13 protein-coding genes are annotated in these 16,568 nt (G+C 58.9%); 4 read left to right on the top strand and 9 right to left on the bottom strand.

Features of this window, described 5'->3' with window-relative positions; translation table 11 throughout:
- Positions 1–9: 9 nt before the first annotated feature.
- The 3 genes from G9465_RS23590 (at position 10) to G9465_RS23580 (ending at position 3,061) form a co-directional block, all read left to right on the top strand.
- Positions 10–1,056, top strand: coding sequence for a hypothetical protein (locus G9465_RS23590; protein ID WP_166975457.1), 1,047 nt, complete (start codon positions 10–12; stop codon positions 1,054–1,056).
- A gap of 597 nt (positions 1,057–1,653) precedes the next feature.
- Entirely contained in the window at positions 1,654–1,944 is a 291-nt protein-coding gene (locus tag G9465_RS23585) for a hypothetical protein (RefSeq protein WP_166975455.1), read from the top strand.
- A 430-nt stretch (positions 1,945–2,374) separates the two neighbouring features.
- A complete protein-coding gene (locus G9465_RS23580; RefSeq protein WP_166975452.1) occupies positions 2,375–3,061 on the top strand; it encodes an SDR family oxidoreductase in 687 nt (228 codons plus the stop codon).
- 1,391 nt (positions 3,062–4,452) lie between these two features.
- Here the strand turns inward: G9465_RS23580 and G9465_RS23575 are convergent.
- Positions 4,453–4,725: a HalOD1 output domain-containing protein gene (locus G9465_RS23575; RefSeq protein WP_166975449.1), complete on the bottom strand. Its 273-nt coding sequence runs from the start codon at positions 4,723–4,725 to the stop codon at positions 4,453–4,455.
- A 495-nt stretch (positions 4,726–5,220) separates the two neighbouring features.
- Here G9465_RS23575 and G9465_RS23570 point away from each other — a divergent pair, with 495 nt between their 5' ends.
- A complete protein-coding gene (locus G9465_RS23570; RefSeq protein ID WP_166975446.1) occupies positions 5,221–5,538 on the top strand; it encodes a hypothetical protein in 318 nt (105 codons plus the stop codon).
- Between the two features lie 1,095 nt (positions 5,539–6,633).
- Here G9465_RS23570 and G9465_RS23565 read toward each other — a convergent pair.
- From G9465_RS23565 to G9465_RS23530, 8 genes are read right to left on the bottom strand one after another with little or no spacing between them, the layout of a single operon-like run.
- Entirely contained in the window at positions 6,634–8,781 is a 2,148-nt protein-coding gene (locus G9465_RS23565) for a type IV secretory system conjugative DNA transfer family protein (RefSeq protein ID WP_166975443.1), read from the bottom strand.
- Positions 8,781–9,398 (bottom strand): relaxase/mobilization nuclease domain-containing protein, encoded by a 618-nt coding sequence (locus G9465_RS23560; protein WP_166975440.1) that lies wholly within the window; start codon positions 9,396–9,398, stop codon positions 8,781–8,783. Before G9465_RS23560 ends, G9465_RS23565 begins: the two co-directional genes overlap by 1 nt.
- Positions 9,395–9,856, bottom strand: coding sequence for a hypothetical protein (locus tag G9465_RS23555; RefSeq protein WP_166975438.1), 462 nt, complete (start codon positions 9,854–9,856; stop codon positions 9,395–9,397). The genes G9465_RS23560 and G9465_RS23555 overlap by 4 nt, the downstream gene beginning before the upstream one ends.
- The gene (locus tag G9465_RS23550; RefSeq protein ID WP_166975435.1) at positions 9,853–10,245 is read right to left on the bottom strand and encodes a plasmid mobilization protein; all 393 of its coding nucleotides are present in this window, start codon (positions 10,243–10,245) and stop codon (positions 9,853–9,855) included. The genes G9465_RS23555 and G9465_RS23550 overlap by 4 nt, the downstream gene beginning before the upstream one ends.
- Positions 10,238–13,618, bottom strand: a complete 3,381-nt coding sequence (locus G9465_RS23545; protein ID WP_166975433.1) for a VirB4 family type IV secretion system protein — start codon at positions 13,616–13,618, stop codon at positions 10,238–10,240. Before G9465_RS23545 ends, G9465_RS23550 begins: the two co-directional genes overlap by 8 nt.
- Positions 13,611–15,230: a hypothetical protein gene (locus G9465_RS23540; protein WP_166975430.1), complete on the bottom strand. Its 1,620-nt coding sequence runs from the start codon at positions 15,228–15,230 to the stop codon at positions 13,611–13,613. The genes G9465_RS23545 and G9465_RS23540 overlap by 8 nt, the downstream gene beginning before the upstream one ends.
- A gap of 3 nt (positions 15,231–15,233) precedes the next feature.
- Positions 15,234–16,112 carry a hypothetical protein gene (locus G9465_RS23535; protein WP_166975427.1) on the bottom strand — a complete coding sequence of 293 codons (879 nt, stop codon included), beginning with the start codon at positions 16,110–16,112 and terminating at the stop codon, positions 15,234–15,236.
- Positions 16,109–16,540 (bottom strand): hypothetical protein, encoded by a 432-nt coding sequence (locus tag G9465_RS23530; RefSeq protein WP_166975424.1) that lies wholly within the window; start codon positions 16,538–16,540, stop codon positions 16,109–16,111. The genes G9465_RS23535 and G9465_RS23530 overlap by 4 nt, the downstream gene beginning before the upstream one ends.
- Positions 16,541–16,568 lie beyond the last annotated feature (28 nt).

Genomic DNA, 16,568 nt, shown 5'->3' with positions numbered 1-16,568 from the left:
GGTAAGACAATGTACGCTAACGACTCCGCCGGTAAGAAAGCATCGTCCGATTTCGACCAGACGGTCCGCCTTAGTGCCCACGTCGAGGGAGCCGAGCATATGCTCGAAGCCGTCGCCGAAACCGCGAACGGCGACGAACTCGATTACCGCCCCAACCGTGGCCACGACTCGCGCGGGAACTACTACGAACGCCAGACGGATTACGACTGGACCCGCTCGACCGAAGTCGGCCCGAACCGTCGCGTTGGCGAGACGCTGGCTCAACAAGAGGAACGCCATGGCCGTGAAGCCGAGCAAGCCCGGCACGCCGAGACGGCACGCGATGCCCACGCTGACGACGTCGACCGCGAAACGTCCGCCCGCCAGCTCACCACGAGTGAGACCGACCGGGCCGACGGCTTCGAAGCCGAGGCCGACCCACGGGCTGACATGGACGCCGCGACGCTGGCCGACGTGAATCAGGATGCCGTCCGCGTGAGCGACCAGACGGGCATCTCTCGGGCCGCCGCGAGCCGACTCGTGGCCGACCACACCGGCGATGGCGGGTCAGTGTTCGATGGCGTGTTTGGCGCACTCCTCAGTGCGCGGGCCGCGATGAACACGCCGGTCCCGGTTGCGGACGTGAACCCCTACGCCTACGAGACCACCATCGAGGGGACGGTCACGCATCTCATCGACGACCCGGACGCGCCGAATCAGTATCAGGTGGCGTACGTCGAGGACGACGCCGGTGACACGGCGAAGGTCACCGTCTGGGTCAAGTCCGTCCACGGTGGCCGGATGGTTCGCACGCTCCACGAAGGCGACCGCGTGCGTATCTGTGGGGGCAAACCCGACGAGTACAACGGGCTGAAAACTGTCTCGGTCACGAGCGACACCACCATGTGCATTCTCGACCGTGGCGACGGGCCAGCCCCGACCGGCGACTGTCGGGCCTCCTTCGGCTGTGCCGGTGACAGTCCCAGACTGGCTCCGTGGGATGCTGAGTCTGATACCCACGCATGGGCTACCCGGATGGATATGGACATGGCTGTGGCGGTGACGCTCGGCGACTAGTCAAGTCCCGGCCGGTCAGTCGACCGGCGCCGTCTCGTCGCGGTGGGACAGGCCGGCGCGCAGCCACCTCGCGCACGCGGCCTCGTCGCCGCCCACCGGCACACCAGGGCGGCGACGAGCCAATCGCGTGCACGGACTGGAACGGGGTACTGCTCAGCGCGTCGCGTTGGTCAGTCAAGCTGGGTGTCCGAGATACTCGGTATCCCGGGTGGTGTGCTCGCGTGGGCCAGCCGGCCTGGGTGTCGACAGTGTGGGCAAATCGTGTGTGACCGCGCGCGGCGCCGCCGGCAGACTCACTCCGTTCGTTTGCCGGGCCCTCGTTCGCTGTCGCTCACGAGGACGACGGAGCGCTGCATCGGCGCAAGCGCGCGCCTCGCTGCGGTCCACCGTGCCTGCAGTCGCGGGCGCGGTCCCTACCGACACCGTCGGCCTGCTGTCGTCAACGTTGCCAGCCTTCCTCGCAACTTCGGTAGCTTTGCGCCCCTCAATACTAATAGATCACCTCGTGACAGGTCGCATATGCCTCACAAGACCAGTGCGGAGTTAGCAGAGTATGCTCGAAGCACTGTCGATGACGCGCTACGGACGATTGCGATTGTGTATGAGGACGACTGTGAATTGATATATCTCCGAGATGATCTCAAGGATAGGTACACTGCTGAAGAGTACAAGACAGTAGTGGACACGTTCAGAGAGGTTCCTGAGTTGACCAACGAGACCACCAACGACGCTCCTCTCGGCAGCAGGCAGACTCTCATCCATTACCACGAGAAGGCTTTCGTCTTCCAGTTCTCACACGAAGAGTGTCACAGTCTCCTCCTAAGTGTCGACCGAGACGTTGGCTCCCGGCTCAATTCGTTCATAAATGGCTGTCAGCAACAGCTTTGAATATGTGAGCTGATCTTCGAGAGTGTCCTTCTGGTGGTGCTAATCACTCGGTACCGACAGAACGTTGCGCTCGGCGCAAGCGCGTACCTCGCCGCAACCCACCGTATTCACCGCGTTGCCCACGGCCTAACCGTTTCCATTTCAGCCATCATTTCGGCTATCACTTTGCAGAGGAATGGTTACATGATCTAGTATCCGCGTTCTTTATTAACATACCACATGAATTATTGCGGCGGGGAGGACACGACCCACAGTACACCTGAACTCTGTACACGCCACAGGACGTCATTGTCAACCCAGTCCTCCCCTTCCAGCAAATCGCATACTGAAGCTGTTGAAGATTTCTGGAGACTGGCTTCAGTATCACGAAACAGGTCTTTGAGGGTTACACTGGCAAGCATTCAATAGGACAGCTCTTCTTAGAGTGCGTGTGACTTTCACTGACACACAGACTATCGTGATTGGTGGCAGTTCGGGTATCGGCTACGCCACCGCAGAACAGATTATCGACTCGGGCGGGGACGTCGTCATCGCTGCCCGCGACGACGACCGTCGGCAGGAGGCCGCGAACACACTGGGTCCGAACGCGACGGAACATCCTCTTGATATCACCGTTCGTGCGGATGTCAAGAGCCTGTTCACCGAATTCGACGCCGACTACCTCGTGTGTACGCCAGCGCATATCCCAACTGGGTTTGATATAAGCGAGGCCCAACTTAGGAAGGCCTTCGATGTGAAGTTTTTCGGGTACTACTATGCGGCTGAGGCTGCCCGCGACGTGCTACCCGAGGACGGCGCGATCGTCTTCCTCAGCGGAGAATCATCCGTGGATCCACAGCCCGACTACTTCGCCAGCGGAGTCGTGAACGCAGCTGTAGAGTGTCTAACCCGGTATCTCGCGGTCGAATACGCCCCAGTTCGGATATCAGCAGTGAGCCCGAAAATCGTCGATACAGTCGGAATGACCGCTGAGATGCGCGAACAGGCAGCCGAAGATATCCCGATCGGTCAAATCGCGGATCCAGCGGATATTGCGGACGCGGTCTGTTTCATGCTCCAGAACCCGAATGTCACTGGCGAAGTGCTACGGTCGAACGGTGGAGCTAGGCTCGTGTAGGTCGGCACCATCACCAGCTTTGTCGTTGCTCACGGTGACTGAGCAATACCTCACCACAAGTATCTGCAGTCGCGGGCACGGTCCAACCCCTTCTGCATTAGATCACCGCAACGTATGAGATCGTCTCGGACACGGAGAGCAAATAACACCGACATGTCCCTCTCTCAATCGACCGTCTAGTGAACTGGACAAGCTGACTGGTCTTTCACCGGCCGTTGGTCTCCTGACTCACGCTGTTGCTTCGTCCGAGGCAACATCCGGCGCCACAAGCGGGAGGTCGATATTGATCGTGTCGTACAAACCGATGGCTGCTTCGATTGGCCGTCGTCGACGAGCTCGACGAGGTAGAGTTCCTATAGCTCTTTCAAATTCCGGTGGATCTGATTGACATCCCGGTCGACGAGACGCGCCGTCTCACGGATGCTCTCAGGCTCGTGTTGGACGATGCCGACGGCACACTCCGATCTGTCTCGGGCTGGTTACTCTGGAATTTCGTATCGACAAAACGCGGTCGCCCCACACGCGTCACACTTGTGGGTCTCAGGAGCGACCGTTGTACCGCACTGTCGACATTCGACAGCGACGGTCACCTCGTCGCCGAGGAGCTGCTTGAGGACTGTGCGGACACCCATCGTTGCCTGCACTGCACGGGGCACCGATGTAACCCTTCCGGAGATCCATTTTACTCGAAACCGCCGGACATAGCGACAATACACCACCAAACGCTTATTTTCGTGGCCGAATCACACTCTCGTGGAAGGCACCTGTCACACGTTCCTTCCCCCTTTCCATGACCCGTGATGCGTCGACGCTTGGTCGGTGTCCAGAATGCAGAGCGAGCATCTCTGCTGCCTGGGTGTTAGTCGAGTACGAGAAATCCGACGGTACGACTGGCATCTGGGCTGAATGTCCGGCCTGTGCAGATGTTGTCTGTCCCGAATAGTAGCTGCAGTGATCATAACTGGTCCGACTAGCGTTCGCCACGTCGGCGCTAAAGAATGGCCGCGCAACGCCGCTCGTCGCCAGCACTACGGGAGGGTGTCTGGATCAGTCTCTTCGAGGAGTTTCCGGCGGGTGTGCGTGTTTTCGCCTTCCGAAACGCCACCTGTCGCGGCAGTCCCAGCACAGAGCGAACAGTCGGGCCAGTGATCCGGCAGTTTCTGTCGCTCCGTTTTTTCGACAGCGGTTGCTTGTTGGAGCGGTTGGCAGTCTGGATCTGTGTGAATGTGTACGGTGGCCCCTGCCCCGACTGGACCCCGTTTCTTGACCCAGACTGTGTCACTCGACATTGTCGTTCTTACCGGCGCTTTCTGCAGGACAGTATTAGGTATTTCGTCCGAATCGGCGGCGGGTTCCACGATGGGTCTGGCGACTGGGATCGGTCATATTCGCTATGCCATCGTGTGGTCAGGGTGGTGCTCAACCATGATGCTGTGATCGTCGTAGGCAAAGACTGTATAGTCACAGTATTGGAAGCAGACGAAGGCTTGCTGGTGCTTTCTTACCGTTGAGGAGTCCGTAAACAGCTCATTGAGTGCATCGGGGTTAATCACGCTGCCGAGTGGGGGCAGTTGTGCACTGTCTACCCGCTTTAGCTCTGCCACGGCTTCTACGATTTTTAGCGTAAGTGGTGGAGTGTCTGCCCCAATATCTTCATCACTCATGAACAATATTTGTTGTCTTTCTATATAATTAATCTGTAGGTGTTTTGGCGACCTTCGCGATACCGCGATTCTCTGTATTTACTGCATCGTCGAGTTATGCGACCACTCTTTGTTGACATCGGTGGTCCTGAGTGTACACTACCTAATGGTGTCAACCAACCACTGTCGCTACTCGCGTCGACAGGCCGATGCACTCGGTACAAGTACTCGCGGCCGTGGGTACGATTCTCGCAAACTGTGGTGGTGTGATGTTGTCGACACAGTCTGCAGCAGAGCGAAAACGAGGTGTTCGGTTAACCAACAGTAGGATCTGATTCACTCGGACTGTTGGTTAACTGCTGTCCAGAGGTGAGTCCGAACTGGATGTCGACGGTGGACGCTATTTGCGTGCTGGTCAGCTGGTCTCCTCCTACACTCAGCTGCTTTCTGATACGTCGACGGCAGCCTCTACGCTCGTGAGCGTGATTTGTGCGTTCCACGAGTGAGTGGAGAACCATGACTGACCTGCCACACCCACGGTGGTTAGCTGACCAGTTCGACGAGTACGGACAGATTCGAGTCGACACGTGGCCCGACGCCGTCGCACTCGTGACACAGTTCCTCGAAACGACTGGCCGGGTATGCGACGTCGACATCAGGCCCTGCGTGTTGCCGGGACACGCTGACCCGGTCGAGTACCTCGTCATCTTTCAGCGTCTCCGGTACGACTCCGAATCAGGCTGGTATCGAGGCGACTACTATCGCTGGTCACTCGACTGGACCGAGGAGGAGCGGCCCGACGACGTCCCCGCGCTTACTGTGAGCGACGACTAGCGAGTGGTGGTGGCGACGTCAACGAAAGTCGGCAGTGCCGTCATCTCTGTAGTCGCTACGAGGACTCTCTCAAACCGATTTGAACACCCGTCCCAAGAGTGATTGCACCCGGTGGACTGTGCATCCCGCGGTGGTCCAGCTGCGCTGGCTATGATGGGTGCGTCCTATCCGGTAGCGTGCTAACATTTGCGGATTCTAAGAGGTTTGATAGCCCGCTCAGAACGTCGGCTGGCTGCTCCAATTTTGCGCGCCGACAGCCACCAGAGAACGTTAACCGATTTCGATATGTCACTCTGAATATCTGAGCCAGACTTCCGCGAATTTCTGGGGCAAGATAAATGGTCATGCTAAATCTGACTCATCCGACTGCCGTCTTGCGATTTTGATGGAGCCACGGCAATAATTTCTTGTATAGATGTGACTCTAGTCGGCTCCGTCTTGCGTTTTCGAGAAAATACACATTGGAAGAAAATACTTTACTGGAAGCCTTATAGATAGCTCGGTCAGCATCACGCTTACCGAGATTGGACGACACGAACTGACTGTTGTCCCAGCGTCGGGACAACTCGAATGATTAGAAAGCTAAGATAACAGAGCAACACTGTCGCTGGGGATGTGCCAAGACGAAAGCGCCGGGAGAAGCAGGTCAATCAGGAGCGAGCCACGTGACCCAGCAGCGTGAGAGGTTACATGAAGTCTGCCGCGTCGACGTCGTCGTCAGCCGACTCGGAGTTGGTGTCGGACGCTGGGTCAGATGCAGTTTTCGACGATCGGTCATTGTCATCAGTGGGGCCCTTTTGATCTTCGCAGTCACTGGCCGACATCGAGTCAGGAGTCGCTGTGTCTCGGGTGTCAGTATCGTCTGGGGACACTGGTGACCCCGTATCAGATATCGCCGTTTCCGCATCCGACTGACTCCCGGATTCGCCACACTGGTCTGCTGACATCGAGCTATCGCTGTCCGAGGGAGCGGCGAGTCCAGTTGCTCTTCGAATAGCGTGTGCGGCAGTTCCTCGGTACTCTCGTCGGCTGGCGTGACAGCTGTCGCATCGCTAGCCAACGCCATCGTGATGTAGGTCTCGCGGAATGTATCGCTCATCCGGAGAAGACTGGTTCGCTTCTCAACCTCATCGAGGACCTCTGAGGGCAGGAGTCCAGTCGCACGGTAGACCTCGATGAGCAGTTCACGAACTTCGGCGGTAACCTCTTCACCCTCAGGCAAGTCCAGCACCCGCCGGTCGAGCATCGCACACAGGTCCGAGAAGGCGTCGACGTTCTGTCCCTGCGTGATCGGGCGCTATCGACATCAAGGCGTGAGAGTGCATCCTGCCAGTGCCGGTCACTGTACGTAATCGCCGGCGTCTCGTCAACATCCGGATTCGCCCACACATCCGAGTCGGCATCGTCGACGGACTGGTCGTCATTCACGTCGGCGTCAGCCGTCTCCCGTCGAGCGACATACTGCTTGACCACCTCTATCCAGCTATCCGTCTCCGTCAGCCCACCATCAAGATCTTCCTCACGGGGTGTTCCGGGCGAGTCGACGCCACGGTCGGGCAAGTCGTCGCGGACCTGATGGAGTTCGTACGTCTGCCCGTGCCACCAAGCCGTTCGCGTAACGGTGATACACTCGCCGGGTTCAAAATCCCGGAGTTGCCCAGACGTGACGGGTGCTTTTTCCGTCTCGCGAACACTCTCGCGTGCTTGGGAACGTTGCGTTTTCGCCCCTGTATTCCGCGACAGAGCGTGAGTTTCAGTGCGATCGAGAATCCGTCGCTCGCCGATCTCGTTCCGAATGAATTCGGTCGACTGGGCATCGCCTGGCCCGAAGTACAGACCCTGCGGACAGTTGCCGAGGATACCGGAGATGTCGCTGTAGGTGTCCTCTAGTTGGCCGATTGTCTGAACACCGACGAGCGCCCGTGCTTTCTCCTTGCGCCCACGGGCGGTGAGGTTCGTGATCTGCCCGAGCGGTGGTAACTGGTCGATTTCGTCGAGGACGTGGACCGTTGGGTTGGGTGACTCCATCGCGAAGCGGATCGACCAGTCTATGAGGAGCTGGAACATCGGGCCAAGCGTCGCCATCCGCGACGGACTGGAGTCGATGATCAGCACGCGGCCGTCAGGGTTCTGGATATACTCTCGCAGTGAGAACGACCCATGGTCTCCGAAGTCGTCGACGAAGACTGGGCGGGTGTACTCGATGAGCGTCTGGTAGATGTTCTGTGCGCCTTTCCCCTGGTCGGTGTCCAGATGATCGGATTCGAGTCGGTCGTAGCGATCGAGTTTCTTGTAGATGCCAGCCCGCCCTTCCTCGAGCAGCGAGACGATATCCATGTGCGAGAGGTTGTCCCGGCGGTTGTTCCGCTGGGCCTCCAGATGGACGTACATGAGCATGTCCTCGAAGACCTGCTTGGCCGGTGTGTGGAACGGGTTGTGACCGTCCGGGTTTCCGAAGACGGCGGCTGCGATTTCGCGGAAGTCCTGCATCGAATCGGCATCCCTGAACAGGTTCCACGTGACGTCGCCGTCGAGGCCGACACGTTTGACGTCGAACCCGAGGTCGGCGTAGAACTGCTGGAACTCTTTGCCAGCGTCATGGGCGATGACGGCAGTGTCCGCGTTGTAGGGGAGCTGATAAGCGAGTAACTGCATCGCCGAGGACTTCCCACTCCCCGTTTCACCGATGACGGCCGTCGAGACGTCCTGTTTGAGTGTCGGTGGTGTCGGTGCGTCGTCGTGTTTAGTCTCGATATTCTCGTACGGGACGACCAGTTCGTCGTCGTCACACTCCCACGGTTCGCGGGTCAACAGTTTCGGAGAGGTTCGTCGACCGACTTCGACCGCGCCGATCGTCACCACAAGCACAGCATACGTCGTCGCCGCGACGGGATAGGGAACGAACGGAACCGCAGCGCCGGGCACCTGGAACCCCATGACTAGGCCAGTGACAGAGAACGCGGCGAGGACGTGCGCAAACGGGAACAGCACCAACACGAGGTATTCACCCCGTAGAAGCGCCTCAGCGTAGTACAGCGCGGTCACGAGAAGGAAGCCGAGGTAGACGTATCGCCAGGCCCAGAACCGTTTGTGAAACGGTTTGTCGCCGTCCATCCACATCGGCGGGAACAACAGCATGAACAGACTCCAGACGATCATCGCCGGTTCATCGTACTTGAGACTGGGCGGCAATTCCGCTGGCTGTTGTCCCGGTGGCGTCGACGACTGAGAGTCCTGTGGCATCAACGCTCCCCGCCAAGGTCGAAGTCACGATCCGGCGTGACTTCCCGCTCCGGTTCAGCTCCACCAGTCACGTCCGAGTCATCGCTGGTAGTATCGGATCGGTCGGGATCCGAGGACTGGTTGCGGACAGCGTCGTCGGGAATCGCCGCAGAGTGCGCAGCCTCCCGCTCCGGTGCCCGCTCTTTGAGGCGCTGGGGTTCCCGGAAGACCTCTCTGGCACGGCTCCGCAGTCGCTGGATCTCGTCGACATCCAATCGTAGTTCCACCTCCCTTCCGGTCGCGGCGACGTGGGAATGCACGATATCGCTGTCATCGTGCACTGTATAGACGTAGTCCGTCGTCGGTTGGTGACCGAACTCCGCTCGCATGAACTCCCGCGTGTTGCTGTCGATTTCGGCCGGGGAATACGCTGCCGCCGGATGTGGCGAGACAACTAGATGCCGCTGGAATTCGAACCGTTCGCTCTTTGCGACAAACCGCTCGATACGGTCTTCAGAGAGTTCCCGCCCAGTCCGGTCCCGGAGCGGGACTTTCTGTTGGTCAGTCTCACGGTTCCGGCGGATGTATCTCGTCAGGTCGCCCGCGCCGGATCGCTGGAAGTCTGTTTTCAGGATCATGGGTCAGAGGACACCAGCCCGGCAAGTTCAGACGGCTGCAGCGTCGAACCGTCATCCTCCGAGGAGGCAGTGTCTCCTTGGGTGTCTCCCATCTGGAGCGCGGCACGTTTGATCGCGTCTTCGCGCTCAGCTGGACTGTACTCCTGTTTGCACAGTTCCCACAGAGCGATGACGTACATTGTCCGGAGCGACTGGAGGTGTTCGAGGTCTGGTGTCGCGTCGGTCTGGAGATCATCTATCGCGGTGATGAGGTCGGTGACGGCGTTGTCGATGGTTGCCGCGATATCTTCGTCGGGGGCGTACTGCGCCCGCCCACCACCGATATCCATGTGATGATGATTTTTCAGGACGCGCACACAGTATTCGGACTTCGAGAGATCGGCCAGCTCAGCATGTTTTTCGATCTCTGCTTCGAGGTCTTCAGTCGCATATATCTGCAGGCGAGTGCGCTCTGTCATTGTGTCTCCTCCGGCTTTTCTTCGGCTTTCTCTCGCAGCTTTTCGAGCCCACTGTCCAGTCGCTCGGACGCGGTGGACATCGCATCAGCACGTGCCTCGCTCGAATGCTCAGTACCGAGCAGGTTCCACAGTGCAACCCCGTACAACCGTTCTTCGTCAGTCGACGGCGCGAAGGCGGATTCTATCTCGTCAACGACCGTGTCCTCCACTCCATCCAGCTTCTGTTCCAGGTCCGTTTCCGCAACGCGCTCGGAACGGAGCTCGCTCGCAATCTGCCTGTCGAGAGCGAGGATACAGTACTCGGAGACAGACATGCCGTGTCTGTCGGCCATTTGCTCGATGATCTGCTTCTGGTCTGCTGACGGGTAGAACGCGACGCGCTCACTCATCAGCATCACCCCCCGTGTCGTGCGCTGCTGGGGCTGTGCCGTTCGTCGTAGTTGACTGGCGCTGCGCCTCCATGGAATCGAGTACTTGTGTCATAGAATCAGTAAGCGGGTCGTCGCTACCGTCAGTTGTCGCACGATTTGCCGTTGCTGCGTTCTGCCCGTCGTCGGCCGATGATGAACTGGAACGCTCCTCGTCGGCGTCGGTCGCCCGGTCAAGCGCGACCGACAGTGCGTCGAGGAGTTCCGCATCCGACACCCCGGACAGGAGGGTCTCGGCCTGGTCTCTGGTCAGTCCGTGTTGCTTGGTCAGGTCGCTCACCATCGCTTCGTGGGTGAGGAACTCGTCGAACGCTTCAACCTGCTCAGGTCGATTCTCGATCAAGACCTCCAGCGGGTCATCCACAGTCGTATCGAGATCGATGACGCGCTTTTCTTCCCACGAGGTGCGAATCTGGACGGGGTAGTCGCCCTGCTCATCGACACGGACTAGCGCTTCGCTGTAGCCCTGGCCGTTGCCGACCGATTCCTTCCCGGCCTGGGCGTTGTTCACGTAGTGCTGTTGCTCACTGGTCAGGCCAGCACGCTGGGCGGTCTCAACGTCTAGGCTCGGCTCCCGGTGATGCACCATGATCGGACACATGCCTGCGATTTCTTCGGCGGCGTCGCCGTCGTAGAACTCCTTGAGTGTCTGGGAGAGCATCACCAGTCGGATCCCTGCGTGTCGCTGGTGGCGGGCAATCTGGTTCAGGAACGCCAGGTTGGCGTCGTCGGCGAAGAGGTAGTGGGCTTCGTCGATGATGACCTCCACCTTCGTCTCCATGTTCTTGGCCTGTTGGTACAGCGTCGAGAGGAGCAACTGCATGATGAACGACTGCTTGCCCAGCCCCTCACCGGAACCCTCGACCTGCTGGAGATCCAGATACACGCCTTTGCTGTCGCTGTCGATGAGGTTCAGGTTCGACTCTTCGGCGAGGTTCCCATACGTACTCCCCTTGCGGAACGGCTGCAACGCTACTGATAGCTCGTCGGCGTACTCCCGAATCGTCTGTTTCGCGCTCTCGGTTTCGGCGCCGGGGAACCGTTCAGGATTCGCCTGAATCTCGTCGATGAGGTCAAGGATGTCCTGCATCGTCGGGGAGTTCTCTGGCGTGTGCGTCGACGGGTCATCCCGTTCGATAGCGGACTCCTCGAACACCGTTTGAATGAGGAACGTGATCAGGCCGCTGTGCATGTCGAGGTCGATATCCCGCGATGCGAGGAAGTTCATGATAACCCCGTACACCTCGTCGATCTTCGCCCGGACCGGCTCCATGTCCGGCGACTGTTCGAGGACATGCTCGGGCGTGGGATGCATCTCGCAGGGATTCAGCGGCGTGTCCCCGCTGATGGTGATCGTCTTCGCGTCCAGCACCTGCGCGTTCCCGCGCATGTCCCCGACCGGGTCGATGTAGACTTGCTTGACGTCCGAGCGCTTTTTCAGCATCCGCAGCGCTCGGGCTTGCGTGCCGTGGGTCTTCCCGCCCCCTGGCATCCCGGTGACGAGTTCCGAGTGGCCGGTTTCCAGTTCCCACGGGTCGATGAGCACCGTCGAGTCGTTGTGGTCGTGGGTGCCGTACTGGATGCCATCAACCATCCGCAGATAGTTCGAGGAAAACGGGAACAGCGATCCCAGTGCTTCACCGGTCATCGACGACAGACGATTGCGCCCGAGTTCGTTCCCGCCGATGGGCGAGACCGTCACTAGCCCCTGTTCCTGCCGTCGAGTCGCCCGCTTGATCGAGCAGTTCGCTGGCGAGTCCCGCAGTAGCGTTTCCAGTTGGGTGGTCTGCTGGCGCAGGTCCTCTTTGGAGTCTGCGGTGACGCGAATGAACACGCCAGCCTGATACAGTGACGTGTGGTTCCGGCGGACGGCCTGTCGAATATACTTCGCACGCTGGATATCATGCTGGAGGTCTTCACTATCGAGTTCGCCGACGTCCTCTTGCAGGACCCGCAGCGAGGAGACCCATTCCGAAATAACCTCGACGGCGTCCTGCGACTCGTACGGGTCAATATGGATGGAGACGTCGGCTTTCAGGTCCGTATCCAATAGGAGGCGTTCGAGCATCCCATTGGTCGGATGTTCGGGGAATGTTTCGATCCAGAACGTCCGCGCGAACGTCTCGCTATCGAGGACCGTGTAGTCCTCATGCCAGTCAATCGCTGCTGGCGCGAGCAATGACTGCTGTTCTTGGCTGGGCTGGGTGAACGCCGGCGGAACTGCATCGGTATCGACATCCTCGAACTCAGGGACGCCCTCCTGCAAGTCCTCTCGATCGAGGTCTTGCGTCGCTGTATCCTGCCCACGAGTGTAGTGCAGTGGGGAGATGCCAGACGTCTCCGCAAGAGCTCCGAACGACTGGGACTCACACGCCCAGTATTCTTTGGTGAGCTTCGCCAGCTGGAGCGGTGAAACCGGGTTGCCGCTACACCGGTACAGGCTATTCACCGCACGGGTTGTCGACGTGACGCGGTCTTTCAGTTTCTTCGCCTTGTAGGTCTCGCGCTCGCTCTGGGTAAGCCCGTCAGAGGCGACGGCTTCAGCGAGACGTCCCACAGCGGGAACTTCTGCCAGCGTATGGAGCAGCGACGCCGACTCACGGTCGATCGCATCGATATCCTCATCCGTAACCGAGACGATGATGTAGTACTCTCGTTCCATCTCCGTTCCGGCTACTGGCTCATCGTCGTCGGTTGTGTAGCGGTTGACCCACTCCATCAACAACCCTCGGAGAATGGGAAGTCGGTTCGTGTCGGGGTCGCTCAGGCGCTCCTGATGGGCGCGGATGTGATCCGACTGGTCGACTTCTCGGGTCGTGACGTACAGGTCCGTCTCTCCTTCCAGTGAGTTCGCGAGGTCGGTGAGCGAGCGGACTGCCTGCTGCCACTGCTCACCGTCCTGCAGGGCCATGTTGGCTGGCGTGACTCGGACCGCGCCGAGATGTGCGCCGTCGACGCGCTTGATTCCGTGTGGAAGGACTCGGTCGACACGAGTGACTGCCCGCGTGTCCTGTGCGCCGTCGTCGAACAGATACTCGGGTTTCTTGATGGCCCACCGGAGGCGGACTGCCAGCCACTCGGTCAGCCGATAGTACCGGGGCCGAGCTTTGTGCAGCCCGAGCAGGAACAGTTCCGTCGCGATGAGCAAGCCTGTTGCCGGGACGAGGAACCCCGATGGCACGAACGGCATCCCGAGGAAGACGAGCCACCCGAAGACGGGCAGGATGAACAGCAGTAACTCTCCAAACGTGTACTGTCCCCAGAACTCGGTTGTCCCGCCGAGATCGTCGTGGACGATATTCGTGTTGAACTCACCAGTCGATGCGTTACTCATCGGTGTCCTCCATCTCTTGAATACGGGCGCTGCTGTCGTCCGGGAACCGGTACGCGTCCGACCCCAGGATATCGTCGTCTGTCTTTAGCGCTTCGTGGAGCTGTTCGACTCTGGACTCGGACTCTGTAGTGCTGCCGCCCTCTGGTGCGTCTACGTCGTGGTGATACACTGTGGTATCGTCCCGATTGTACGACGATTCTCCGTCGTCGACGACCGCCGTTGGCCGGTTTCGGACTTGCTCACCATCGGCCGGTTCCGTCTGCCGCGATGTGACCTCGCTACTGTTGGGAGTCGGCTCATCGTCTGCGTCCCCGCCGAAGGCTTGGTCGAATGGATCTGCAGCAGTGGAACTTGACGAACTTTCGGCGGTTGACGTAGTCCCCGTCGATGGGGACGAACTCCCAGTACTGCCGGACTCACCTGACGAACTACTCGTCGGCGGCGTCGAGGTGCCGGGCAGACCACCTCCGCCGGTTCCAGTTGGTGCACTCCCTGCGCCAGTCCCACCGGATCCTGACCCGCTTGGCCCCTGTGACACGCCGCTTCCAGAGGGTGCACTGCCGGACAGCTCGCGATGGACCATGCGAGCGCCCAGTGCGGTCCCAGTCGAGTTGCCTTGCATCGCACTCTGTGCGGCAGTCATTGCACCACCAGCCGCCGGGCCGCCGACGGCGTAGGCACCGAGTGTGGCGGCAGCACCGCCGACCTCGACGGGTTTTTTGCCCGCCGCCCAGGCCTGGTCACTCATCTGGATGAGCGCAGGACTGCTCTTCTGAATCAGCATTTTCTGCGCTTCCGCCGAGAGGTACAGCAGGAGGGGCGCAGCGAAGAGCCCCATCCCTGGCACCCCCCAGTCGCTCACTTCGATGCCGATGCGGATGAGCAGTGCCGAGGGTAGGCTTGCCGCGATGAGTCCGGGATACGTCGCAGCAATCTGCTTCGAGAGGCCGCTGAACTTCCCGAACGGCCATACCTCGATGGCCCAGAACGTCGCCACAAGCGGCATCGCCAGTGTGAGCAGGATGACGCCAATCCAGCGAGTGATCGAGATTGCGAGGACCTTCGCATAGATACAGAGCAGGATAGCTAGCATGACGAGCGCAATCGGAGGCGCAAAGGATATGAGCGAATTGAAGACGAAGATTTCGGCGGCCACTGCGCCTTCGTCTGCACCTTGGAACGTAGAGATCGTCGTCCCAAGCACGTCGAAGAATTGCAGGCCTAGGGAGGCCAGTGGTAGCCAGAAAAAGAGAGAGAGGAACGCAATAAAGAGTCGACGGCCTACCTTTTTTCGGATAACTGGATTCATCGATTGGTACCGTAGTCCGACCGCTGCGATTACGATAAGTTGGAGGCCGAGCGCAAGGCCTACAACGTAATCAAAATAGATTGTCTCAATAAGACTACTCCATGGGCTGTTGACAGCGGTTCTAAAGGCGATTTGGAAGGTATCTGTGGGCCCACCTCTCGGTGCTGGGGTTCCGACAAGCGGCTCCACAAGCGTATTCATCACATGCCTACGGAGCCACTCTTTGAACGCAACCGGAAAGAGATTCATCAGGTCTACCAACGCCTGATAGAAGACGTCTCTGAGGGTTTCGAGGCTCTGCATATATTATTCCGTTGTCGTCTGGTCTCGTTCTACGATGGTTTGTTCCCCGTCAAGAGATATCTCGCAGAAATTCTCCCGTTTCGGACTATATCTGAACGTCTGGATGAAAGTTACTGGATCGCTGAATGCCGATTTCAGGGTCAATTTAGCATCCCGTGTATGGGTTTTTGAGCAGTGGAAATCTTGTGCCAAATAGCTACGTACCGGCAGTACCGTTGTCGCACCCGACTCAACCAGATTGCCAAGATCTTCTTCCGATGTCTCTTTGTCGAAGTTTTCTAAATGCGGACCATCCTCTGAAATGACGTCTTGCGCTATGTCCGGGTGGTCTCCAGTGTTTTCTACAATGAGTCCGATTGGTTCCCGTCCTTCGCGCTGTGGTTCTGGTAACTCAGAATATTCATTTGGACCGACGACGTCATGCAGAGTGAGTGAAGCAGAGTACGGCAACGGGACTTCAACCTCTGTATTTTCGCCGATTAGTACGAGCGTATTTTCACCTTGAGTGATTCTCTCAGACGGCGAGTCCCCCAACCGAGCAACGACGAATTCAGCTACTGTTTCACGCTCAGAGATATAGGCTCTGTCCACCTCATTCCCAAGCCCATTGATCAAGCCGACTTGGGTGATTTTTGAGTTCTCCGTGAGCTGGAAATTCGCAATGACTCGGGGAGAGTAGCCAGCTTTCCCCTCAAATGTAATCGACTCGAGGACATCCGTTTCCGAGCTTGGACTCGAAGCCGGCGATCTGTCTGTGCTATTCGATGAGCCGGTGCTGTCACTACAGCCAGCAAGGGCGACCAATCCGGCGCCAAATCCGCTCAGAAGCGTTCGTCTGTCGATACAGCGTGCAGTACTCGTACTGGTTGTGTTGTCACTCATGGTGAGTAGAGTCCTAACAGTCGTCCGTTCGTCCAGATGTCTATTCCGTACAGGAGGAGTCCAAGTGGGAGGAACCACAGCGCGGTCGCGACGATCAGCGACACGATCGTCTCGAATAGCGGATACGTCGACGCAACGGACTCGACCGTCGTCGTTCGCTCCGTCGCGACGATATCGCCGAATACCGGGTTCGACTGCTCCCACCAGTGGGACTTCGGCCGGTAGGTCAGCAGCACCCGGTCGATGCCGCGCGCCGGTAGCGTGATGGTGAACGTCCCTCGCTCGGTGGGCTGTAACGTATGCGACCGCGTGTGATTGCGTGCGGTCACAGTCACCGTCCCAAAGTCAACGGGATACCCTCGCGTTGATTCGACCGTCACCGACAGCGTCGTCGCGTTTCGTGTCCGATTCTCGACGCTCGCGGTCATATTGGCTGGGTACGCAGTGACCGTCTTC

Source organism: Haloarcula sp. JP-L23 (assembly GCF_011602445.1).
Lineage (GTDB): Archaea > Halobacteriota > Halobacteria > Halobacteriales > Haloarculaceae > Haloarcula > Haloarcula pellucida.
The sequence above is the reverse complement of the archived record's forward strand: the minus strand, read 5'-3'. Positions and strand labels throughout refer to the sequence as shown.